At 69.0% G+C, this 22,942-nt stretch carries 21 protein-coding genes; 11 read left to right on the top strand and 10 right to left on the bottom strand.

Features of this window, described 5'->3' with window-relative positions:
* Window positions 1–23: 23 nt before the first annotated feature.
* Window positions 24–821: a thioredoxin domain-containing protein gene (locus ACFQQC_RS12390; protein ID WP_376862722.1), complete on the top strand. Its 798-nt coding sequence runs from the start codon at window positions 24–26 to the stop codon at window positions 819–821.
* A gap of 42 nt (window positions 822–863) precedes the next feature.
* Here the strand turns inward: ACFQQC_RS12390 and ACFQQC_RS12385 are convergent, their stop codons facing one another.
* The 5 genes from ACFQQC_RS12385 to ACFQQC_RS12365 form a co-directional block, all read right to left on the bottom strand.
* Window positions 864–1,136 (bottom strand): hemolysin, encoded by a 273-nt coding sequence (locus ACFQQC_RS12385; protein WP_376862721.1) that lies wholly within the window; start codon window positions 1,134–1,136, stop codon window positions 864–866.
* On the bottom strand, window positions 1,127–1,420 hold the full coding sequence (locus ACFQQC_RS12380) for an I78 family peptidase inhibitor (protein WP_376862720.1): 294 nt from the start codon (window positions 1,418–1,420) through the stop codon (window positions 1,127–1,129). Before ACFQQC_RS12380 ends, ACFQQC_RS12385 begins: the two co-directional genes overlap by 10 nt.
* Window positions 1,421–1,445: 25 nt before the next feature.
* Window positions 1,446–1,724: a hypothetical protein gene (locus ACFQQC_RS12375; RefSeq protein WP_376862719.1), complete on the bottom strand. Its 279-nt coding sequence runs from the start codon at window positions 1,722–1,724 to the stop codon at window positions 1,446–1,448.
* Window positions 1,725–1,771: 47 nt separating this feature from the next.
* A complete protein-coding gene (locus ACFQQC_RS12370) occupies window positions 1,772–2,233 on the bottom strand; it encodes a DNA polymerase III subunit chi (protein ID WP_376862718.1) in 462 nt (153 codons plus the stop codon).
* A 109-nt stretch (window positions 2,234–2,342) separates the two neighbouring features.
* Complete coding sequence (locus tag ACFQQC_RS12365) at window positions 2,343–3,821, bottom strand: leucyl aminopeptidase (protein ID WP_376862717.1); 1,479 nt, start codon at window positions 3,819–3,821, stop codon at window positions 2,343–2,345.
* Between the two features lie 133 nt (window positions 3,822–3,954).
* Here ACFQQC_RS12365 and ACFQQC_RS12360 point away from each other — a divergent pair, with 133 nt between their 5' ends.
* The 6 genes from ACFQQC_RS12360 to rsmA all read left to right on the top strand — a co-directional run bounded on the left by ACFQQC_RS12360 (window position 3,955) and on the right by rsmA (window position 12,217).
* Complete coding sequence (locus ACFQQC_RS12360) at window positions 3,955–5,088, top strand: LptF/LptG family permease (RefSeq protein WP_376862716.1); 1,134 nt, start codon at window positions 3,955–3,957, stop codon at window positions 5,086–5,088.
* Window positions 5,085–6,215, top strand: coding sequence for an LptF/LptG family permease (locus tag ACFQQC_RS12355; protein WP_376862715.1), 1,131 nt, complete (start codon window positions 5,085–5,087; stop codon window positions 6,213–6,215). The genes ACFQQC_RS12360 and ACFQQC_RS12355 overlap by 4 nt, the downstream gene beginning before the upstream one ends.
* A gap of 82 nt (window positions 6,216–6,297) precedes the next feature.
* Window positions 6,298–8,688 carry an LPS-assembly protein LptD gene (locus ACFQQC_RS12350; RefSeq protein WP_376862714.1) on the top strand — a complete coding sequence of 797 codons (2,391 nt, stop codon included), beginning with the start codon at window positions 6,298–6,300 and terminating at the stop codon, window positions 8,686–8,688.
* A 100-nt stretch (window positions 8,689–8,788) separates the two neighbouring features.
* Window positions 8,789–10,135, top strand: coding sequence for a peptidylprolyl isomerase (locus ACFQQC_RS12345; protein ID WP_376862713.1), 1,347 nt, complete (start codon window positions 8,789–8,791; stop codon window positions 10,133–10,135).
* Window positions 10,135–11,136 (top strand): 4-hydroxythreonine-4-phosphate dehydrogenase PdxA, encoded by a 1,002-nt coding sequence (gene pdxA / locus ACFQQC_RS12340; protein ID WP_376862712.1) that lies wholly within the window; start codon window positions 10,135–10,137, stop codon window positions 11,134–11,136. Before ACFQQC_RS12345 ends, pdxA begins: the two co-directional genes overlap by 1 nt.
* 214 nt (window positions 11,137–11,350) lie before the next feature.
* Window positions 11,351–12,217, top strand: coding sequence for a 16S rRNA (adenine(1518)-N(6)/adenine(1519)-N(6))-dimethyltransferase RsmA (gene rsmA / locus ACFQQC_RS12335; RefSeq protein WP_376862711.1), 867 nt, complete (start codon window positions 11,351–11,353; stop codon window positions 12,215–12,217).
* Between the two features lie 357 nt (window positions 12,218–12,574).
* Here the strand turns inward: rsmA and ACFQQC_RS12330 are convergent, their stop codons facing one another.
* Window positions 12,575–13,378, bottom strand: a complete 804-nt coding sequence (locus ACFQQC_RS12330; RefSeq protein WP_376862710.1) for a DUF6624 domain-containing protein — start codon at window positions 13,376–13,378, stop codon at window positions 12,575–12,577.
* 319 nt (window positions 13,379–13,697) lie between these two features.
* Between ACFQQC_RS12330 and ACFQQC_RS12325 the strand changes: the two genes are divergently transcribed.
* The 3 genes from ACFQQC_RS12325 (at window position 13,698) to ACFQQC_RS12315 (ending at window position 16,502) form a co-directional block, all read left to right on the top strand.
* The gene (locus tag ACFQQC_RS12325) at window positions 13,698–14,483 is read left to right on the top strand and encodes a crotonase/enoyl-CoA hydratase family protein (RefSeq protein WP_376862709.1); all 786 of its coding nucleotides are present in this window, start codon (window positions 13,698–13,700) and stop codon (window positions 14,481–14,483) included.
* 121 nt (window positions 14,484–14,604) lie between these two features.
* Window positions 14,605–15,147, top strand: a complete 543-nt coding sequence (locus tag ACFQQC_RS12320; protein WP_376862708.1) for a hypothetical protein — start codon at window positions 14,605–14,607, stop codon at window positions 15,145–15,147.
* Entirely contained in the window at window positions 15,144–16,502 is a 1,359-nt protein-coding gene (locus tag ACFQQC_RS12315; protein WP_376862706.1) for a DNA-packaging protein, read from the top strand. The genes ACFQQC_RS12320 and ACFQQC_RS12315 overlap by 4 nt, the downstream gene beginning before the upstream one ends.
* A 4-nt stretch (window positions 16,503–16,506) precedes the next feature.
* Here ACFQQC_RS12315 and gmk read toward each other — a convergent pair whose 3' ends face one another.
* From gmk to fabF, 4 genes are read right to left on the bottom strand one after another with little or no spacing between them, the layout of a single operon-like run.
* Window positions 16,507–17,148, bottom strand: a complete 642-nt coding sequence (gene gmk, locus ACFQQC_RS12310) for a guanylate kinase (protein WP_376862705.1) — start codon at window positions 17,146–17,148, stop codon at window positions 16,507–16,509.
* Window positions 17,138–18,025: a YicC/YloC family endoribonuclease gene (locus ACFQQC_RS12305; RefSeq protein ID WP_376862704.1), complete on the bottom strand. Its 888-nt coding sequence runs from the start codon at window positions 18,023–18,025 to the stop codon at window positions 17,138–17,140. Before ACFQQC_RS12305 ends, gmk begins: the two co-directional genes overlap by 11 nt.
* A complete protein-coding gene (mltG, locus tag ACFQQC_RS12300) occupies window positions 18,022–19,185 on the bottom strand; it encodes an endolytic transglycosylase MltG (protein ID WP_376862703.1) in 1,164 nt (387 codons plus the stop codon). Before mltG ends, ACFQQC_RS12305 begins: the two co-directional genes overlap by 4 nt.
* Entirely contained in the window at window positions 19,186–20,466 is a 1,281-nt protein-coding gene (gene fabF / locus ACFQQC_RS12295; RefSeq protein ID WP_376862702.1) for a beta-ketoacyl-ACP synthase II, read from the bottom strand.
* 204 nt (window positions 20,467–20,670) lie between these two features.
* On the opposite strand from fabF, the gene ACFQQC_RS12290 reads away from it, so the two are divergent.
* Window positions 20,671–22,935, top strand: a complete 2,265-nt coding sequence (locus ACFQQC_RS12290) for a TonB-dependent receptor (RefSeq protein ID WP_376862701.1) — start codon at window positions 20,671–20,673, stop codon at window positions 22,933–22,935.
* Window positions 22,936–22,942 lie beyond the last annotated feature (7 nt).

Below are 22,942 nucleotides of genomic sequence, written 5' to 3'. Positions count from 1 at the left end.
GCCAGAACGCCTGAAAGCACCGCATGACCGAAGAGACGCCTGAAATCCGCCCGACGGAACCCTCCGCCCTGTCCCGCTTCCTGCAGGGCCCCCGCGCGGGCGTGACGGCGCTGGCGGTGTCGGTCGCGGCGCTGGGACTGGCGGTCTTCCCCTATTTCGGCGGTGGAACCTCCGACGCGGCGATCCGCAGCTATCTGCTGAACCATCCCGAAATGCTGCAGGAGATGAGCAACGCCCTGCAGGCCAAGCAGAACAGCGCCCTGTCGGACGCCATCACGCGTCAGGCCGCCGCAAATCCGACGCTGCTGGCCGCTGACAGCCGCGACGCCGCCTTCGGTCCGGTCGACGCCAAGGTGACCGTGGTGGAGTTCTTCGATTTCCGCTGCCCCGGCTGCAAGGCGACCGCGCCGGACATCCTGCGCATCATGCAGGCCAATCCGGACGTGCGTTTCGTGTTCAAGGACTGGCCGATCCTGGACCGGGGCGATCCGTCCGGACCGTCGCATTATTCCGCCCGTGCGGCCCAGGCGGCCCATGATCAGGGCAAATACCTGCCGGTCTTCCGCGCCCTGATGGCCGAAGGCGACCTGAACCCGGCCTCGATCGACGCCATCCTCGTCGCCAATGGCGTGAACATGGACACGGCGCGCGCCGCGATCGCCAGCCCGGAGATGACCCGGCATCTGGTCGACACCGACACCGCCGCTCTCGCGCTGGGCCTGCAGGCCACCCCGACCTTCTTCGTCAACGGCCGCGCCCAGTCCAGCATCCAGCCGGACGCCATCGAGGCCGCGATCCGCGAGGCCAAGGCCGCCCGGTAGGACTGAAGGCTCCAGCCTGACGCCGGAGCCTTCAAACCCGTTCTAGCCGCAGTCGACGCTGCGGATGATCCCAGTCGCCTCGTCGAAGCGGACGTTCAGGCGGTCAGGCCGGTAGTCGCGCGTCGTCGGACAGGTCGTGCAGACGATCCGCACATTGGCGCCCGCCGCGAAATCCACCGCGCCGACATGGCTGCCGATCAGGGACCGGGCGCCGGCGGCGTCGCAGGTCTTCGGCGCGTCCGGATCAAGCGTCGGCTGGACCGGAGCGCAGGCTCCGGCCAGTCCGATCACCGCCGCCAGCGCGATCAGCCGCATTTGACCTGGCGGATCACGCCCGTCGCTTCGTCATAGACGATGTTCAGGCGCTGCGGATTGTAATCCATGGTCACCGGGCAGGTGGTGCAGGTCACGCGCCAGGTCTCGCCCGCCGGCTGCTGCGGCAGCTGCGCGCGGTTAGTGCCCACCAGCCGCTGGTACTGGTCGGCCTTGCAGGTCGCCGGGCCGTCTTCCGGCGGCGGCGCGACGGGGTCGGAGCCTGCGGTCGGCGCGCAGGCGGCCAGAAGTCCGGCGGCGGCCAGGCTCAGGATCAGGGTTCTCATCGGAGTTCTCCTTTGGAAGATCGGCTCAGCCGCACCGGACCTGTTCGATCAGATGGGTCTGCTCGTTGTAGAAAATGTTCAGCCGGTAGGGCGAATAGTCCTCGGTGACCGGGCAGGTGGTGCAGGTCACGCGGCGGTTGACGACATCCACAGGCACGGGGATTTCGGAGCGGGGTCTTCCCACAAGGTTCTGCAGGTCGCCCGCCCGGCACAGGTCGGCGTTCTGGTTTGCCGGCGAGCGGGTGCCGATGGGCTGGTTCTGCCGGGCCTCCTCGACCGCAAGCGGCGCGGGCGCGCGGGCCACGTCCGACGACGCCGAGGAACAGGCGGCGGCCAGCGCGGTCAGGGCGATCAGGCCGCCTTTTCCCAGCGCCCCTCGGGCGATTGCTTCCAGTAGGCCAGATTGGCCCCGGCGTCCTTCAGCATCTTCCATCGCGCCCGCGCGCCTTGCAGCGAGGTCTCGTCGCGTCCGTCGAAGAGGATGAAGCATCGTTCCAGGGTCTCCGTGTCGCCAAGCTCTGCCCCGTCCAGGATGAACAGCGCCTGAGCGGCGTTCGGGTTCTCAAGTGTTTCGGTCAGCAGCACCGGCTGGCGGTCGGCATTGGGCTCGGAGGCGCGGCCGTGGGCCAAGAAGCTGCTGTCCCGCCAGGTCCAAAGATGCTCGTCCATATCGTCCAGCAACCGCGCGTTCGTGGCCCGGACCAGCGCCCGCCAACCCCGCTCGCGCGTCTTCTCCAGCAGACCGGGCAGCACGTCGCCCAGGCTGGAGCGCTCCAGATGATAGAACCAGATTTCGGGCGACGGCGTCGTCATGGCGTCCAGAATGACGAAACCCCGCCCGCATATCCAGTGATCGCGGACGGGGTTGTCGAGTTTGCGGAGAATGCAGGGCCGCCCCGGTCAGGGCGCGCCCCTTGCCCAATCAGGACTCGTAGGAATCCTTGACCATCCGGTCGAGCGTGCGAACGCCCCAGCCCACGGCGCCGTCGGGCACGGTCGGGCTCTTGCTGTCCTTCACCCAGGCGGTCGGGGCGATGTCGATGTGCGCCCACGGCGTGCCGTTGGTGAAGCGTTGCAGGAACAGGGCGGCGGTGATCGAACCCCCGGCGCGACCGTTGCCCATGTTCTTCACGTCGGCGATCGGGCTGTCGATGTGGCGCTCGTAGGCGGCCGGGATCGGCATGCGCCAGGCGTTCTCGCCCACCTTCGGACCGGCCGCCAGGAAGTTGTTCGCCAGCTCGTCCGAGTTCGAGAAGACGCCCGCATACTCCAGGCCCAGCGCAACGATCATGGCGCCGGTCAGGGTGGCCAGATCCAGCATGAATTTCGGCTTGAAGCGGTCCTGCGTGTACCAGAGGCAGTCGGCCAGGACGAGGCGGCCTTCCGCGTCGGTGTTCAGGATCTCGACCGTCTGACCCGAAAGGGATTCGACGATATCGCCCGGGCGGGTGGCGTTGCCGTCCGGCATATTCTCGACCAGACCGATGACGCCGACGGCGTTCACCTTGGCCTTGCGACCGGCCAGGGCGTGCATGAGGCCGACCACGGCGGCCGAGCCGCCCATGTCCCACTTCATCTCTTCCATGCCTTCAGCGGGCTTGATCGAGATGCCGCCGGTGTCGAAGCAGACGCCCTTGCCGACGAAGGCGATGGGCTGATCGCCCTTGGCGCCGCCGTTCCACTTCATGATGGCGACCTGGCTCTCGCGCACGCTGCCCTGACCGACGGCCAGCAGGGTGCGGAAGCCCAGCTTCTCAAGCTCCTTCTCGCCGAGGATCTCGACCTCGAGGCCCAGCTTCTCCAGACCCTTCACGCGCTTGGCGTACTCAGCCGGGTAAAGGACGTTGGCGGGTTCGGCGACCAGATCGCGGGAGAATTCGACGGCCTCGGCGACGGCCGCATAGGAGGCGCCATAAGCGTGTTCGGCGGCCTTCGGGTCAGCGGCCACGACGCGGATCGTCTCGATCGACGCCGCCTTCTCGGCCTTCAGCGTCGTGCGGTACTTCAGGAAGCGGTAGCTGGCCAGACGGGCGGCGAAGGCCGCGCGCGCCGCCTGATCGGCCGACAGGTGGCCGACGTCGATGGTGAGGATGGTCGCGCCCGACATCTTCACCGCGTGATAGGCGGCGCCGGCGGCGGCTTCGAGCGCCAGATCATCGAACTTGTCCGGCGCGCCCGCGCCGGTCAGCACCACGACGTTGGCGTCAACGCCATGCGGCGCGGCCACGATCAGGGTGCTGTTCGCGCCACCGGTGAAGCGGCTGGCGCCCATGGCCTTCGTCAGGGCGCCCGACGAGGCGGCGTCCAGCTGACCGGCCGAACCGGCCAGCGCGCGGCCGTCGTGGACCAGGACGGCCAGAACCTCGGCGGAGGCGGCCGAGGCGACGAATTCGATCTTCATTTACTGCTCCCGCCGGGATGAAAGCCCCGGTCTTGTGCGAGTGGGATTGTTCGCGCGGTTTCACCGGCGCAAACGGGTGTGTATTAGATGCGCTCCCTCGCCGCTGGCCGCAACGGGCGATTTCCGTTCCTTCATGACATTGATTCAAGGCTACCTTTTCCGGCAGATCGGCCGCCCAGTGCTGGCGGCGTGCGCTGCGCTGGCTGGAATCGGCATTCTCAGCCAGAGCCTCGACCAGCTCGAGTTCATCGTCGAGCGCGGTCAGAGCGTCTGGGTCATGGTCAAGCTGACCCTGCTGGCCCTGCCCCAGCTGCTGGCCGTGATCATCCCCATCGGCCTGTTCGTCGGCGCCCTGACCGCCCTGACCCGCCTGCAGCGCGAGCAGGAGCTGACCGCCATCTTCGCCTCGGGCGTGACCCGGTGGCAGGCGATCCGTCCGATGATGAAGCTGGCGATGATCGCCGCCGTGCTGACCCTGTTCATCACCACCGTGGCCCAGCCGTGGGCGCAGCGGGAGGCGCGCAACGCCACCTTCGCCGTGCGCAGCGACCTCGCCGCCCTGCTGGTTGAGGAAGGAAACTTCGTCCAGGGGCCGAAAGGCCTGACGGTCTATGTCCAGCAGATCGAACAGAACGGCCTGCTGAAGAACCTGTTCGTCTACATCCAGGACGGCGACAAGACGACCACCTGGGACGCCGCCGAGGCCCGGTTCAGCCGCATCGATGGCCAGCCCTACCTGACCCTGCTGAACGGCTCCTGGCAGCGCTACTCGTCGCGCGGGGTGCTGGAATATCTGTCCTTCGGCCGCCAGGATCTGCCGCTGGCCCAGTATGTCGATGTGAACGACACCGTCCGCTACAAGCCGTCGGACCTGTATCTGCCCCAGCTGCTCAACCCGTCGCCCCGCGATCTCGATCGGGTCGGATCGGCCGGCGAACTGACCGCTGAAGCCCATTCGCGCCTGTCGTCGCCGCTCTACGCCCTGGCCGGCATGGCGATGGCGCTGGCCGCCTTGATGGGCGGTTCGTTCAGCCGCACCGGATACAGCTTCCGGATCGCCAAGGCCGCCGCGGCGTTCCTGACCGTCCGCATCCTCGGCTATGGCATCGTGGCCGGCAGCGCCTGGAACGGATGGCTGAACGTGCTGCAGTATCTGCTGCCCATCGTCGCCACCGCCATCGCCCTGCGCATCCTGTTCCGCGCCCTGAAGCCTCGCCGCAGGCGGCGCTGGTTCGGGATCGGCGGCCTGAAGGCGACCTCCGCATGAGCTCCCGTCTGTCCCTGCCCGCGCCCCGCCTGCGCCTCGGCCGCATCGAACGCTATGTGCTGGTCCAGCAGGCGCGGTCCCTGGCTGTCGCCCTGGGGGTCATCGCGGCCCTGATCATGCTGATCGACTTCGTCGAGATTTCCCGCGGCGTCGGCTCGGACGTGGACCTGCCCGCCCTGCGCATTCTCGGCCTGATGCTGCTGAAATCGCCGCAGGTGATCATCCAGCTTCTGCCCTTCGTCTTCCTGTTCGGAACGCTGGCGGCCTTCGTCGGCCTGAACCGGCGCAGCGAACTGATCGCCATGCGCGCGGCGGGGGTGTCGGCCTGGCGCTTCGTCCTGCCCGCGGCGGGCTTCGCCTTCCTGTTCGGCATCCTGACCGTCACCGCGCTCGGCCCCGCCGCCTCGGCTGCGGACGGCCTGTTCCAGCGTGAACGCAGCCGGCTGTCCGGCTCGGTCGCGGGCAATGACGCGCCGCAGGCCGTCTGGATCCGAGAAGGCGACGACACCCGCCAGATGGTCATCCGCGCCGACCGTCAGGACCGCACCGGCGGACGCCTGCTGGGCGTGACCTTCTTCATCTACGTCAACGACGGCGAGGGCCTGCGGACCTTCTCCGAGCGGATCGACGCCGCCTCGGCCTCGCTCAGCGCCGGACGCTGGCGGCTGGTGGATGCGGTCGGCGCCCAGATCGGCCAGCGCGCCGTGCGCTACGCCACACTGGACCTGCCATCAAGCCTTGCCGATCAGGAAGCGTTCGAGCGATTCGCCCGCCCCCAGTCGACCTCCTTCTGGTCCCTCCCCGCCCAGATCGCGCGGATCGAGAACGCGGGCTTCTCGGCCACCGGCTATGACCTGCGGCTGCAGCAACTCCTGGCGACGCCGCTGATGTTCGCGGCCATGTCGATCCTCGCCGCGGCCTTCTCGCTGCGCCTGATGCGCCTGGGCGATCTGGCCCGGATGAGCGCCTCCGCCGTGGTGCTCGGCTTCGCCTTCTTCTTCGTCAATCAGGCGGCCTCGGCGTTCGGTTCGGCCGAAGTCATCCCCGCCTGGCTGGCCGCCTGGCTTCCACCGTTGCTGACGGCGCTCGCCGCCTTCACCTTGCTGTTCTATACCGAGGACGGCTAAGCGATCCGTCGCTCCCCCCGGCCTGCCTTTTCTGAAGTGATCCTGCATGCAGCGTGACCGCCGTCGGCCCTCTACCGCAGCCTTGCGTCGCCGGCTTCTGGCCGGGGCGGGCGCGGTGGCGCTGATCGCCTGCAACGGGCTGGCCCACGCCCAGACCACGGCGCCGCAGTCCGCCCCTCCCGCACAGCCGGGACCGGATGGCCTCGTGCCCAACGCCGCTTATATCGAGGCCGATTCGACCACCCGGACGGGCGACACGATCGTCGCCACGGGAGGTGAGGAACGGGTGCTCGCCCGTTTCCGCAACACCACCCTGCGCGCCGGCGAAGTCAGCTATGATCTGACGCAGGGCGTCGCCAGCGCCCGTGATCGCGTCGAGTTCACCGATCCCGGCGGCAACCAGATCTTCGCCAGCCAGCTTCAGATCGATTCCGACATGAAGGCGGGCGTCGCGGTCGATTTCGCCACCCGCTTCCGTAACGGCGCCAGTCTGATGGCGGCTACGGCGGTGCGACGCAGCGAGAACGTCAACGAGCTGAACTACGCCATCTTCACCCCCTGCCCGATCTGCGACGAGGACGGCTCCACCCAGCAGCCCAGCATTTCGATCCAGGCGGAGAAGGTCGTCCAGGACGAGGCCCTGCGCGCCATCCTGTACCGCAACGCCGTCTTCCGGATCGGCGGCGTGCCGGTCTTCTACCTGCCGCTGTTCTCGCACCCCGATCCGACCGTGGAACGGGCCTCGGGCTTCCTGGTCCCCACCCCGCGTTTCGACCAGGACCGCGGCGTCAGCATCGAAGTCCCCTACCTGCATGTGATCTCGCCGTCGGAAGACTGGCTGATCAGTCCGCAGATCAACACCAACGTCGCGCCGTTCCTGAACCTGCAATGGCGCCGGCGCTTCTCTGACGGGACGATCGTCGTCCGCGGCGGCTATACCCACGAGCGCAATTTCGGCAATTTCGACACCGACAATGATGGTCAGGTCGAGGAGCATGTCCGCTTCGGTGATCGGACCAACCGCAGCTATCTGCTGGCGCACGGCGACTTCGATCCGGCCGGTCCGTGGCGCTGGGGCTTCACCGCCGAACGGACCTCGGACAAGACCCTGTTCGACCGCTACGACATCCGCGAGCCCTATCAGGACAACGGCCTGTACTACGGCGATGAGCGCCGCCTGATCTCCCAGCTCTACGCAGAACGCCAGACCGAGCGGTCGTACCTCTCCGTCGCCGCCTTCTCGATCCAGAGCCTGCGGGTGAAGGAATTCGACTTCGACGCCCCGGCGCTGAACGTCTTCGAGAGTGATGGCGAACTACCCTATGTCGCGCCGCTGATCGAGGCCCGCTGGGAGCCGAACGGTCCGGTGTTCGGCGGTCGCCTGCGACTGCGGGGCTCCGCCGTCTCCCTGTATCGCGAAGAGTATGTGGGCAGTCCGGTGCTGCGTCCCGGCGCGATCCCCGTCGGCCCCACGGCGGGCTTCTCCGGCATCGACAGCCGCCGGGTCTCCGGTCAGGCGGAATGGCGCCGAACCATGATCTCGCCCATCGGCGTGCGCTGGGAGCCTTTCGTCGATGTCCGGGCGGACGTCTATTCGATCAGCGACCTGCCGCCGATGCTGGGCGCCGAGGACGACACCGTGACCCGCAGCCGGGCCACCGCCGGTCTGGACGTCTCCTGGCCGCTGATCCGTCGCATCAACGCCGGGGCTGACCTGATCATCGAGCCCATGGCCCAGCTGTCCGTCTCGACGGACCCGGATCTGGATGTCCGCATCCCGAACGAAGACAGCGCCACACTGGAGCTGGACGAAAGCTCCCTGTTCCGCACCGACCGCTTCCCCGGCTACGACCTGCTGGAAGGCGGCATGCGCTTTACGACGGGCGCCCGCGCGACCCTGCGCTGGGGCGAAAGCCGTCAGGCCAGCCTGTTCGTCGGACGCAGCTTCCGCGATGTGGAGGAATCGGCCTTCCTGATCCCGGTGCCCGACGCCCCCGCCCAGCTCTACGACCCGACCGGTCTGGCGGCGGACACCTCGGACTGGGTGGTGCAGGGCAGCTTTTCGCCCTCGGACCGCATCCGCGGCTGGGCCCACGCGACCATCGATTCCTCGGGCGATATCCGACGCGCCGAGGCGGCCATCGACGGTCGCTGGGGGCCGCGCAATCTGGCGACGATGACCTACATCGTGGATCGCTCCAACCCGCTCTCGGGCCCCGAGAACCGCAACTACGAGTTCGTCCAGGTCTCGGGCCAGCAGTTCATTTACGGCAACTGGGGTGTCGCCGCCTCGGGCATCGCCGATCTGGAACGCGACCTGATCACCCGCTCCGAAGTCGGCATCCTGTTCGACGACGACTGCTTCCGCTTCGAGCTGGGGTGGCGCCGGGACAACACACAGGTCCGGCCCAGTGGACCGTCCGAGGGCATCTATATCCGCCTAAACCTCGCCACTTTCGGCGGTACAGGGTAAGGACAGGGCGACGGGCGCTGACCGACGCGCGACTCAGGCTGCGCGAAGACCGCGCATTCCGGGTCGAACCGGCGGCGCCGCATGAGGAATCAGGACTGACATGCGTTTGCAGCGTTACTTGACGGGCGTGGCCATGGCCGCGCTGGTGGCCGGCTCGGCCGTCGCACAGACCGCACCGGGGCAGCAGGCTCCGACCGCCGCAGGTACGCTGAACCCGGCCGCCGAAGGCGCGCCCGCGGCCGCTCCGGCCGCCGCGCCGCAGTTCCAGATGACCGACGGCATTCTGGTCACCGTCAACGACAGCGTCATCACCGGCTTTGATCTTCGCCAGCGCATGCTGCTGCTGATCGCCATGACGCAGGTCCAGCCGACCAACGAGAACCTTCCCGCCATCCAGCAGCAGGCGCTGAACGCCCTGATCGACGAGCGGCTGCAGATTCAGGAACTGGCGAAATATCCGGACCTGGTCGTCAACGACGAGGAGGTCGATCGCGAGATCGCCTCGATGTCGCAGGAAGTCGGCGCCACGCCCGAGGCCTACCTCCAGTACCTCGCCCAGGGCGGCATTCGCCCGCAGACCGTCCGTGAACAGCTCCGCACCCAGATCGGCTGGTCGCAACTGGTCGGCGGCCGCTTCCAGGGCCGGGCCCGCGTCAGCCGCTCCGCCGTCGAGGCCGCGGTCCGCCAGGCCAATGAGGCCGCGACCAAGAAGCAGTATCTGGTCGGCGAGATCTACATCGAGGCCGCCCGCGTCGGCGGTCAGCAGGCCGCGATGAACGGCGCCACCCAGCTGGTCGCCCAGATGGTTCAGGGCGCGCCCTTCCAGAACGTGGCCCAGCAGTTCTCCTCCGCCCCCTCGGCCACCCGCGGCGGCGACGCCGGCTGGATCGCCGAAGGCACCGTCCAGCCCGCCCTTCAGCAAGCGCTGGACCAACTGGCCCCCGGCCAGCTTTCACGGCCGATTCCGGTCGAGGGCGGGGTTTACATCATCTACATGCGCGACAAGCGGGATGGGGCTTCGGCCAGCCTGGTGTCGATGAAGCAGGTGATGGTCGAACTGCCGGAGACGGCGTCGGAGGCGGATGTGGCTGCGGCGACGCAGCGGCTGGAAGGCATTCGCGGTCAGCTGACCTGCGACAACATCCTGGGCCGCGCCCGTTCGGAACAGGGCCTGCTGGGCGCCGATCTGGGCGAGGCGGACGTGCAGAACCTGGCCCCGCAGTTCCAGCAGGTCGCCCGCTCGTCGGAGATCGGCACGATCAGCTCGCCGGTCCGCACCCCGCTGGGCGTGCACCTGCTCGCGGTCTGCGGCCGTCGCGTCGGCGGGACCGAGGCCCCGGACGCCCGCGTCGTCGAGAACCAGCTGTTCCGCCAGACCCTGGCGACCCTGGGCCGCCGCTACATGCGCGACCTGCGTGAAGACGCCCTGATCGAGTACAAGAACTGATGACCCCGTCGCCCGCCCCGCTGGCGCTCTCGATGGGGGAGCCGGCGGGCGTCGGGCCCGAGATCATCGCCCGCGCCTGGGCCGCCCTGAAAGCGGAAGGCCCGGTCTTCGCCGTCATCGGCGACGCCGCCCTGCTGCGCGCCCAAGGCCAGCCGGTCCAGCCCATTCCGCACATCAGCGAGGCGCCCGGCGTCTTCGCCCGCGCCATTCCGGTGCTGGACCAGCCCCTGCCCGGCCCGGTCACGCCCGGCGTCCCCAGCCCCGCCAACGCCGGCCCCGTCGCCGACTGGATCGAGCAGGCGGTCAATCTGGCGATGTCCGGCGAGGCTTCGGGCGTCGTCACCGCCCCGATCGCCAAGGCGCCGCTCTACGCCGCCGGCTTCCGCTTTCCGGGCCACACCGAGTTCATCGCCGAGCTGACCGCTGACGCCCCGTTCAGCGGCACACGCGGCCCGGTGATGATGCTGACGGCGCAAGACCTGCGCGCCTGTCTGGTGACCATCCACTCGCCGCTGGCCCAGGTGCCCGAACTGGTCACCGTCGAGCGCATCCAGCGCACCGCCCGCGTGGTTCATGAATCGATGAAGCGCGACTTCGGCATCGCCCGCCCGCGTCTGGCCGTCGCCGGCCTGAACCCGCATGCGGGCGAAGGCGGCGCGCTGGGGCTGGAGGAGATCGAGGTCATCGGCCCGGCGCTGGAGGCGTTGCGCGACGAGGGCCTGAACGTGGTCGGCCCCCTGCCCGCCGACACCCTGTTCCATGAAGAGGCCCGCGCGACCTATGACGCCGCCCTCTGCCTGTATCACGATCAGGCCCTGATCCCGGTCAAGACGCTGGACTTCTGGGGCGGGGTCAATGCGACGCTGGGCCTGCCGGTCGTGCGCACCTCGCCGGATCACGGCACCGGTTTCGAGATCGCCGGAAGGGGCGTGGCCCGGGCCGACAGCCTGATCGCGGCGATCCGGCTGGCGGGGGTGATGGCGGCGGCGCGCGCGGGGTAGCTCGTCCTGCTTTCGTCATCCTCCGGCGCTCCGAAGGAGCGACCGGGGGACCCAGCAGCGCGCGAGAGCGCGAAGCTGTCGAGAGCGCCGGTGCTTCAACTTGCAGACTTCAGTGTTTCGCCGCCGTCGCGGCGCCGCTGGGTCCCCCGGTCTGCGCCGCTTCGCGGCTTGCCGGAGGATGACGATAGCAGCGGGGCGCCCTATGAACCCCTCCATGGACCTGACCCTCCGCGAACACCTCGACGCCCACGGGCTGGCCGCCAAGAAGAGCTTCGGCCAGCATTTCCTGCTGGACCTGAACGTGACGCGGAAGATCGTGCGTTTCGCCGGGCCGTTCGAGGGGCGGCCGGTGATCGAGGTCGGCCCCGGCCCCGGCGGGCTGACCCGGGCGCTGCTGGAGAGCGACGCGGGCAAGGTGGTGCTGGTCGAGAAGGACCCGCGCTTCATCCCCCTGCTGAACGAGCTTGATGACGGCGCCGGGCGGCTGACCGTGGTCGAGGCCGATGCGCTGAACGTGCGCGAGGACCAACTGGTCGAGGGGCCGGCGCATCTGGTGTCCAACCTGCCCTACAATGTCGGCACGCCGCTGCTGATCAAATGGCTGACCGGGCCGTGGACGCCCGCGTCGCTGACGCTGATGTTCCAGAAGGAGGTCGCCGAGCGGGTGGTGGCCCGGCCGGGTGACGACGCCTATGGCCGTCTGGCGGTGATTTCGCAGGCGGTGGCCGAGGCCAAGCTGGTCATGCACCTGCCCGCCGCCGCCTTCACCCCGCCGCCGAAGGTGGCCAGCGCCGTGGTGCATCTGGTCCCGCGTGAGGATCGCCCGGACCGCGAACTGCTGAAGGCGCTGGAGCGGGTCACCGCCGCAGCCTTCGGCCAGCGCCGGAAGATGCTGCGCTCCAGCCTGAAACAGCTGGGCGGAGCCGAGCTGTGCGAAAAGGCCGGGATTTCGCCGGAGGATCGGGCCGAGGTGATCGACCTGGACGGCTTCCTGCGGCTGGCGCGGGCGTTCGCGGGGATCGAACAGCCGACGGCGCCGACGGACGGCGGGGCGGTGCTGATGCGGCGGAAGAAGACGTAGAAAGCCTTCTCCCCCAAGGGGAGAAGGAGAAAAAGGGCCGCCCCTTCCGGAGCGGCCCTTTGCATTGTTCAGCCTGTGCGGCCGATCAGGCGCGCGCCCCCATGAGGGCGGAAGTCGCGTCCGTCAGAGCCGCGTGCGGCATGAGACAATGAGACATTCGACCACCTCCTTTCGAGTGTTGAAACAACAGGGGGGGAGATGGGTGTGGCGGGGGTGCGGAGCAAGCGGGGCGGTATGGAGGCAGGGACGCGTTCGCGGAGAGTGGTCAGGTTCGGCTTTCGCCCCTTAGCCGAGCTTCGCTTCCCGACCCGTAATGAACATCGGAAGTCGCTACGACGGTCAGCGGGCCACCTTCCGTCACGTCGGCTGCACCCACACATCTGCGATGGTGTATTCGAAGTCAGGCGTCATCGGCGTCATGTATGGACCAATGGACGCGCCAGCGGTGAACTTGGCGAGGTCTTGCTGCATCGTGGGCAGACCGATCGAAACCCGCCGCTCGTCCGTCTCATCCGCCGTGTCGCTAAGAGGTTCATAAAGCGAACCACCGTTTTCGCTCGGCCCCATGATCGTGCCGTAGATTTGGGGCCTCCCTCCGATCACCTCCAAACGGTCCATCAGGTGAGCAAACATCCGAGGGTTCAACCGATCCTCTCGAAAAACTCGTTCGATGGCGGGACGCTGAGTCATCCGCCAGTCGTTCGAACCATCGTCATGCCCGAAGACGAACATGAACATTGCTGCTGCCTCGTCCCCCACCATGCCGCGCGTCGGCCACCCATTTTTCTCGATGATTGAAAGCAGTTGCTCATGAGAGCGAGCGCGGAACGCTACATACTCCACCACCTCCGCAGGGGCTTCTGGCTCAGCAGCCCAGTGAGTGTAGACCTCGACATCGTAAAAACTGCGCCGACCGGAACGTCTGATGTCGGCGAGATGCCGCTCATACTCACCCTTTAGGTGAGGACGACTTCGTGCTTGAGCGACAGTCGCCAACATCGCCTGATCTTGTTCGAAGAGGGCCTGTATCTCGCTTGCCAGCGCGACATTGCGGGACTGACGAGAGGCCGAGCCCTGATCGATTGGTCCGATGTTCGATGCACATCCGACTGAACCAAGGAGTAGCGTCAGGGTAGCCGCGCTGACCGCGAGCATTTTCATTTGGGACGACCTTTACTCTCAGTATGCGGAACAGAACGGCACAATGAGGAGGTCTGTGCCAAGCCGATGGCGGGGGTATCAGGCGGCTTGCACGATGTCCCGTTAACTGCGGGCAATGTCCGCTTTCCACCCCTTGCCGACCTTTTCCCTGTCCGCTTCCGGCGCGTGAGGTAAAGAGCCCCTCCACCGCTTCGCGGTCCCCTCCCCATCGCTGTGCGACGGGGAGGAGACTTTGCCCCGCCCCCTTCCCGCAGTTGGCCTATCTTCCCTTCCGCACGGTCAGCCCGCTAACACCAAGGTTCAGTCCGGAGGGAAAGCCATGACCGAGCGCCTGAGCATCGACTTCGAGGACGGCGTCGCCGATGTGCGGCTGAACCGGCCCGACAAGCTGAACGCGCTGGACATGGCGATGCTGGAGGCGCTGGGCGAGGCGCCGGCGCGGCTGGCGGCCCTGCCCGGGCTGCGGGCCGTGGTGCTGTCGGGCGAAGGGCGCGGGTTCTGCGCCGGGCTGGACATGGAGACCATGGCCGGGCTGGCCGGGGCGGGTCTGGATATCGTCAGCCGCACCCACGACCTGGCCAATCTGTTCCAGCAGACCGCATGGGGCTGGCGCACCCTGCCCGTGCCGGTGATCGCGGCGGGGCACGGGGTGGTGTTCGGCGGCGGGCTGCAGGTGTTTTCCGGCGCCGACATCCGCATCGCCCGGCCGGACGCGCGACTGTCGGTGATGGAGATGAAATGGGGGCTGGTGCCCGACATGGCGGGCTTCGCCCTGTGGCGCGGGCTGGTGCGGGACGATGTGCTGCGCGAGCTGATCTACACGGCGCGCGAGTTCACCGGCGAACAGGCGGTGGAGCTGGGCTTCGTCACCCGTCTGGCCGACGACCCGCACGCCGAGGCGATGGCGCTGGCGCGGGAGATCGCCGCGCGCAATCCGGACGCCGTGCGCCGCGCCAAGGGTCTGGCCAATCTGGCGCGGGATGAGGGCGCGGGCGCGATCCTGCTGGCCGAAAGCGTGGAACAGGCCGCGCTGGTCGCGTCACCCAATCAGGTCGAGGCGGTGATGGCCAATCTGCAGAAACGGGCGCCGAATTTCGCGGACTGAGCGGGCGCCGAGGCGCTGAGCCATCATAATTCGGTCAGGTAAGTCCTTGATCTGACAGCGCTTGGTCGATCGCCGAGCGTCATCTTCCATCACCCCTTTCAGACGGGGGGATAATGGACGGATGGACCCGACGATCGCCCCTCGCCCCAAACCGCCGCGCCGCCGGGCCTGTTTCGGCCCCGAGGTCTGGGAGCGGCTGAGGGAAGACTATCTGGCCGGAGACAGCGCCGGGGTGTGCAGCGCGCGGTACGGGCCGAGCGTGCCGTCGATCCGCCGGCGCATCTGGAAGGAAGAATGGACCAGGCGATCGGTGGCAGCGGCGCGGGACGCGGAAATCCTCGCGCGACGGGACGCCGAGCTGGTCGGGATCGAGACCGTGGAAGCGGAGGTCGAGGTCGCGCCGCCGATGACTCCGATGGAAGCCGCGCGGGCGGTCATGGACGAGGCGGTGCGGCTGGCCCGGCTGGGACGGATCAGCGAGGCCGCCGCGACCGCGCGGGCGGCCGAGGTGATGGCGCGGGCGGCGGAGCGGTTCGGTGACGGGGGTGGTCCCCTCCCCCCTGCCCCAGCGGGGGAAAATCTGGATGACGCGGCGGCGTTCGAGGCGGTGAGGCGGAAGGTGCTGGGCGATCTGGCCTCTCTCCCGACGGGAGAGGGAGGGTGACGGTCGATCGCCGGGAGCGGCGGCTCACGCCGACGGAAACAGCCGACCCTCATCCGACGGGGCTCCGCCCCGCCACCTTCTCCCATCGGGAGAAGGAACTGGAGAAGCGCCTGTCCGCCCTGACGGCGGAGGAGCGACGGCGGCTGGCGGCGGACTGGGTAATGCTGGCGCACGCGGGGCAGCGGGCGCCGGAGACGGAATGGCGCACCTGGCTGCTGCTGGGCGGGCGCGGGGGCGGCAAGACGCGCGCGGGGGCCGAGTGGATCGCCGACCGGGCGCGGGAGGGGGCGTCAGGCGGGGGCCGGATCGCCCTGGTAGGGCAGAGCCTGCATGATGTGCGCGAGGTGATGATCGAGGGGCCGTCGGGGCTGCGCGCCCTGCCCCGCTACGCCTTTGGCGGGCGACCGCGATGGGAGGCCAGCCGGCGGCGGCTGGTGTGGCCGAACGGGGCGGTGGCGACGGCCTTCTCGGCGGAGGATCCGGAGAGTTTGCGCGGGCCGCAGTTCGGCGCAGCCTGGGCGGATGAATGGTGCGCGTGGCGGCGACCGGAGAGCACCCTGGCCCTGCTGCGGATGGGACTGAGGCTGGGGATGCGGCCGCGACTGGTCATCACCACGACGCCGAACCCGTCGGCGGCGCTGCGGCGGCTACTGAAGGAGCCGGGGCTGGCGCGGTCGGACCTGCCCACGCGGGTGAATGCGGCGCATCTGGCGCCGGCCTTTCTGGACGGGCTGGAGGCGCTGTACGGCGGGACCAGGCTGGCCGCGCAGGAGTTGGAGGGGCGGGTCGTGGAAGGCGACGGGGCGCTGTTCACGCTGGAGATGGTGGAGGGGGCGCGGCGTGACGGCGCCCTGCCGGACCGCTTCGAGCGGGTGGTGGTGGGGGTGGACCCGACCTGTTCGACGGGCGGGGACGCGTGCGGGATTGTCGTCGCCGGTCGAAGTCGGGGAACCGCCGTCGTGCTGGCGGACCGGACGGTGCGGGGACGGTCGCCGCAGGGCTGGGCCGGGGCGGTGGCGAAGGCGGTCGCGGACTACGGCGCCGTGCGGGTGATCGCCGAGGCCAATCAGGGCGGCGAGATGGTCGAGGCGGTGCTGAAGGCGGCGGGGGTCGGCTGTCCGGTGAAGCGGGTGCGGGCGACGCTGGGCAAGCGGGCGCGGGCCGAGCCGGTGGCGGCCCTGTACGAACAGGGCCGGGTCCGCCACGCCGTCGGTCTGGACGCGCTGGAGGAGGAGCTGATGGGGCTGGGGTCCGACGGCGGCGACAGCCCGGACCGGGCGGATGCGCTGGTCTGGGCGGTGACGGACCTGCTGATCGACAACGCCGGACTGGGGCCGAGGATCAGGCAGCTTTGAGAGGTCAGACCGCCTCGTTCAGCAGGGCGTTGCGGTAGCCCTCGACCCAGAGGTTACGGCGGCGGCGGCTGCGTTCGGCGTGGTAGATGTGGGCCAGTTCGGCGTAGCTGCGGTCGAAGTCGTCGTTGACGAAGACGTAGTCGAATTCGTCGCAGTGCTCGATCTCGCCCTTGGCGTTGCGGATGCGGCGCTCGATGACCTCTTCGGCGTCCTGCGAGCGGGTGACCAGACGGCGGCGCAGTTCCTCGAGGCTGGGCGGCAGGATGAAGACGCGGACGGCGTCCTCCGGGCATTTGAAGGCGATGTCGCGAGCGCCTTGCCAGTCGATGTCGAACAGGACATCGCGACCCTCGGCCAGGGCGCGGTCGATGGGGGCGCGCGGGCTGCCGTAGCGGTTGCCGTGGACGTCGGCCCATTCGAGGAAGGCGTCCTCGTCGATCAGGCGCTGGAACTCGGCCTGGCTGACGAAATTGTAGTCGCGGCCCGCGACCTCGCCCGGACGGATGTCGCGGGTGGTCATGGACACCGACAGCTCCAGCTTGCCGTGGTCCGCCATCAGGCGGCGGCAGAGCGACGTCTTGCCGGCGCCCGAGGGGCTGGCGACGATCAGGAGGACGCCCCGGCGGGGCGTGCGTTCATTCGACATTCTGGACCTGTTCGCGGAGCTGTTCGATGACGGCCTTCAGCTCAAGGCCGATTCCGGTGAGCGCGGTCGTAGCCGATTTTGAGCAGAGGGTGTTCGCCTCGCGCATAAATTCCTGCATCAGGAAGTCGAGTTTCCGCCCGGCGGGGGGTTGCTGCAACAGGGTGCGGGCCGAGGCGACGTGGGCGGTCAGGCGATCCAGCTCCTCGCGCACGTCGGCCTTGGTGGCGAGCGCGGCGGCCTCAAGGAAGATGCGGTCCTCGAGACCCGGCGCGTCGGGGGCCAGTTCGGTGATGCGGCGGGTGAAGCGCTCGCGGATGGCGTCGGTCTGGGCGGCGGCTCCCCGTTCGGCGTCGGCGATCAGTTGCTCGATGCGGTCGATGAAGCCGGTGATGACGGGCAGCAGTTGCTCCCCTTCCCGCTCGCGCGAGGCCTTGAGGGCGTCGAGGGCGGCGTCGATGCTGGCGGCGATCTGCGCCTCGATGGCGGCGCGGGCGTCGACGTCGGCGTCCTCCTCGGGCGCTTCCAGCACGCCGCGCAGGCTGAGCAGGCCGTCGGCGGAGGGCGGCGTCGCGCCGTCCTCGGCCAACTGGTTGGCCAGCTGGAGATAGCGGGCCAGCACCTCTTCATTGACCTTGAGCGCGGCGGCGCCGGCCTCGGCGCGTCTGGCCTGAACGCCCAGGGTGACCTGACCCCGGTTCAGCTTCGCCTGACCGGAGGCCTTGGCGAGACGTTCGAGGTTGTCGAAGCCGGGCGGGCCGCGGAAGCGGACCTCCAGATTGCGGCCGTTGACCGAGCGGGCCTCGACCGACCAGCTCCAGTCGCCGTCCGCCCCGTCGGCCCGGCCGAAGCCGGTCATGCCGGAAATGGGCTTGCTCATTGGGCGGCCCCCTGGCTTGGCGCCGGTTGCTGCGGAATGCGGATGACCTGGGCGCCGGCGGGGACGTTGACACCCGGGGGAACGCCGGCAGGCGCGCCGTCCGGGGCGGCTCCGGGCGTCGCTGGGGTGGCGGGCTCGGGCGGGAGGCCCTGGCGGCGGCGCTCGATGGCGCGCCAGCGGGCGACATTGGCCAGATGCTCCGGATAGGTGCGGGCGAAGGCGTGGCCGCCGGTGCCGTCGGCGACGAAGAAGATGTCCTCGGTTGTCGGCGGATTGAGCACGGCGGCGATGGCGTCGCGGCCCGGATTGGCGATCGGCGTCGGGGGCAGGCCGTCGATCTGGTAGGTGTTCCAGTCGGTGTGCGCATCGATCTCGGAGCGGCGCAGGCCCCGGCCCAGCGGACGGCCCTTGGTGATGCCGTAGACGATGGTCGGATCGCTCTCCAGCCGCATGCCCATGCGCAGGCGGTTCGAGAAGACCCCGGCGACGCGCGGGCGCTCGGCGGCGACGGCGGTCTCCTTCTCGACGATGGAGGCCAGGATCACCGCCTCGTCGAGGGTGCGCACGACGCTGTTGGGGCCGCGCGTAGCCCACAGGCGGTCGAGGTTGTCGTCGCGGGCGCGCTGCATCCGGGCGATGAGCGAGGCGCGGGTCTCGCCGCGCGAAATTTCATAGGTGTCGGGCCAGAGAGTGCCCTCCTCCGGCACCTCGTCCACGGCGCCGGTGAGGATCGGCTCGCGCATCAGGATATCGACGGCCTGGGCCGAGCTCCAGCCCTCGGGGATGGTCACATAGTGGCGCACCACCTTGCCCGAGACGAGCAGGGCCAGCACCGAGCGCAGCGAGGCGCCGGACGGCACCTCATACTCGCCGGCGCGCAGCTTGCGGTCGGCGCCGGTGATGCTGGCGGCGGCCTTGAACATGTCGGTCGAGCGGATGACCCCCGCCGCCTTCAGATTGGCGGCGATGGCGCTGACCCCGGCCCCGCTGGGCAGGGTGACGATGGTCACCTCGCCCTGACGGGCGGACGGTCCGGGCGCATAGAAGACGCTCCACGCCGCCACCAGGGCGGCGATCACGAACAGGCTGAAGGTCGCCGTCGCGGCCAGGAAAGCCGTCTTGCGTCCCGATGAACCCTTCTCCACCGACCGACGGAACACTCAGTCCACCTTCTTGAAGATGACCGAGGCGTTGGTGCCGCCGAAGCCGAAGCTGTTGGACATCGCAACGTCGATCTTCATCGGCTTGCCCTTGTGCGGGACCAGATCGATGGGGGTCTCCATCTCCGGATTATCGAGGTTGATGGTCGGCGGGGCGATCTGGTCGCGGATAGCCAGCACCGAGAAGATGCTCTCGATGGCGCCGGCGGCGCCCAGCAGGTGGCCGGTCATCGACTTGGTCGAGGAGACGGCCAGATCCTTGGCGTGATCGCCGACCAGACCCTCGATGGCCTTCAGCTCGATCCAGTCGGCCATGGTCGAGGTGCCGTGGGCGTTGACGTAGTCGAGGTCCGAGGGCTGCAGGCCCGCGCGCTTCAGCGCCGCCTTCATGGCCCGCAGACCGCCCTCGCCGTCCTCGGACGGGGCGGTGATGTGGTAGGCGTCGCCGCTCATGCCGTAGCCGACGACCTCGGCGTAGATCTTGGCGCCGCGCGCCTTGGCGTGCTCGTACTCTTCCAGAACCATGATCCCGGCGCCTTCGCCCATGATGAAGCCGGCGTGGTCCTTGTCGTAGGGACGGCTGGCCTTCTCGGGCGTGTCGTTGAAGGCGGTGCAGAGGGCCTTGCAGGCCAGGAAGCCGGCGATGCCGATGGGCACGATGGAGCTTTCAGCGCCGCCCGCGACCATGACGTCGGCATCGTCCAGCGCGATCATGCGGGCCGCATCGCCGATGGCGTGGGCGCCGGTGGCGCAGGCGGTGACGACCGAGTGGTTCGGGCCCTTCAGGCCGTGGCGGATCGAGATCTGGCCCGAGGTCAGGTTGATCAGCGACATGGGGATGAAGAAGGGACTGACCCGGCGCGGGCCCTGCTCCTTCAGGATGATGGCGGTGTCGGCGATAGGGCCGAGGCCGCCGATGCCGGAGCCGACCATGACGCCGGTCCGCTCCTTCTGCTCGTCCGTCTCGGGCTTCCAGTTCGCGTCGGCCAGAGCCTCGTCGGCGGCGGCGATGGCATAGACGATGAAGTCGTCGACCCGCTTGCGGTCCTTCGGCGACATGACCTTTTCAGGATCGAAGACGCCCGGCTCGCCCGCGACGCCGCCGCCGCGTCCGTCCACCGACGGAATCTCGCCCGCGATGGTGCAGCCGTAGCCTTCGGTGTCGAAGCTGGTGATGGGCCCGATGCCGGACCGGCCTTCCACGATACCCTTCCAGGTATGTTCGACACCCCAGCCGAGCGGGGTCAGGAGGCCAAGGCCGGTAACGACGACGCGACGCATTCCTGCATCCTTCACAGTGAATCTCGCGCGAGAGAATAGAGAGTGGGGAGCGGAACCGCTAGGCGGGCGTGACAACGGCGTTGTCTGACGCCGCAAGCCCCAGAACGGCCAAGCTGCCTTGAGAATCGTTACGGTATAACATATCGAATGCGCTGGCGGCGCTGCACGGCCCGTCCGTCGTTCCTCCAGCGTGAAGTTGTACCCTTGCGTTACCTGTCCGCGATCTCTGTCCCCGCCCTTCTGGTCGCCCTCGCCTCCCCCGCCTTCGCCAGTGACGAGGAGCAGGACCGCGCCGTCGCCCTGTCCCCCGTGATCGTGACCGGCGAACGGTCGGCAGACGCGGCCTCCCTGCTGTCCACCGCCCCCCGCGAGGTGCTGGACGGGCGGGCGCTGGAGCGGGATCGCGCCCCGACCCTCGGCCAGACGCTGGCGCGCATCCCCGGCGTGCAGAACAGCGGCTTCGGCCCCTCCGCCGGACGTCCGGAAGTGCGCGGACAGGCCGGTCCCCGCGTGGCGCTGGTGGTCAACGGCATGCAGTCGCGTGACGCCTCGGCCCTGTCCGGGGACCACGCCGCGCCGATCGAGCCTTTCCTGGCGGACCGGATCGATGTGCTGAAGGGGCCCGCCGCGGTGCTCTACGGCGGTTCGGCCATCGGCGGCGCGATCGAGGTGACCGACGGGCGTATTCCCATGACCGTTCCGGCGGATGACTTCTCCGGACGCGCCCAGTTCAGCGGCGGCTACAACAGCGACCTGACCGCCATGGTCCGGCTGGACGGCGGCCGGAACGAATGGGCCTGGCATGTGGACGCCCTGTACCGGGATCGCCCGGACCTGCGCATTCCCGGCGGCTCGAAGGCCGACGCCTGCCGCAGCTGGGCCGATCTGGTCTCCAGCGTCGACATGCAGACCCTGTGTCAGGTGCGCCTGGCGACCCCGGTCTGGGTGCGCGACCCGCAGACCGGACGCTGGGTCGACGGCACCCCGCCCGAGCGGCAGATCATCACCGACCGCAATCCGGGGGCCGACGGCCGCCTGCCCAACAGCGCGCAGACCACCACCGCCTTCACCCTCGGCGGCAGCCGGATCGCCACGGACGGCTATTTCGGGGCCAGCGTCCAGCACTACGCCAGCGACTACGGCGTGCCGGGCTTCGCCTACATCACCTCGGCCCATCCGCAGCCGTCGCCGATTGATCTGGAGGTCGAGCTGACACGCTATGACTTCCGGGCGGGCTTCTACCCCCGCGCGTTGGGCGTGGATCGGGTCGATATCCGCCTGATGAGCAGCGAGAGCGATGACCGCGAGGTCATCGACGGCGCCGTCCACACCCGCCTGATCAATCAGGCCGACGACTTCCGGGTAGACGTGACCCACACGCCCTGGCTGGGCCTGACGGGCGTCGTGGGCCTGCACGCCAGCCGCCGTGACCTGACCACCGAGGGCGCCAAGGCCTATCTGCCGTCCGTGGCGATGACCGAGGACGGCGTCTTCTGGGCCGAGCAGTTCGTCTGGCGCGACCTGACCATCAAGGGCGGCCTGCGGCACGACCGGATCGTCTACAATGTGGACGAGGCGACGATCCGCGACGGGCGCGGCCTGGGCTCGCTGGCGCGGGACCGGAGCTTCAACACCACCAACGCCTCGATCTCGGCGCGCTACGACCTGCCCTTCGGCCTGTACGCCGAGGCCCGATACGACAGCGCCGAGCGGGCCCCGTCGCTGATCGAAATGTACGCCAACGGCGACCATTTCGGCATTCTGACCGAGGAACAGGGCGACTCCCGGCTGGACATCGAGAAGGCCGAGAACGTCGAGTTCGGACTGGGCCTGCGGGCCGGTCGCTACAGCCTGACGGCCAATGCCTATCGCACCGACTATGAGAACTACATCTATCTGGGCAACACGGGCGTCTCGCGGACCCTGCCCGTGCGGGAATGGCGGCAGGGCGACACCCTGATCGAGGGGCTGGAGGTTCAGGCCTCGGTCCGCTTCGATGCGACGCCGTGGGGTGATTTCGAGCTGAGCGCCTTCGGCGATCAGGTGGAGAGCAAGCCGCGCTTCACCCTGCCGGACGGCTACAGCCCCTTCACCTCGTCGCGGACCACCCCGGCGTGGGACAAGGAGTATTTCCGGCGCAATCTGGATGGCGACTTCCTGCCCCGCATGCCGGTGTCGCGCTACGGCGCGGAGGTGGTCTGGGCGCTGGGGCCGTGGAACGCCGCCCTGGGCGCCGTGCACCATGAGGCGCAGGACAAGACCGCCAAGAACGAGGCGCGCTCCAAGGCCTACACCCTCGTTGACGCCCATCTGGCCTACGCCCTCGAGGCGCCCGGCGGGCAGTGGGAGGCCTTCGTGGACGCCAGCAACCTGCTGGATGAGGAGGCCCGGCCGCACAACTCCTTCCTGCGCTACCGCGCCCCGCTGGGCGGTCGCGCGGTGACGGCGGGGGTGCGAGTGGCCTTCTGAAGACGCC

The organism is Brevundimonas sp. GCM10030266, from assembly GCF_042666595.1.
In the GTDB taxonomy this organism is placed as follows: Bacteria; Pseudomonadota; Alphaproteobacteria; order Caulobacterales; family Caulobacteraceae; genus Brevundimonas.
This window is presented reverse-complemented; position numbering and strand designations above follow the sequence as displayed.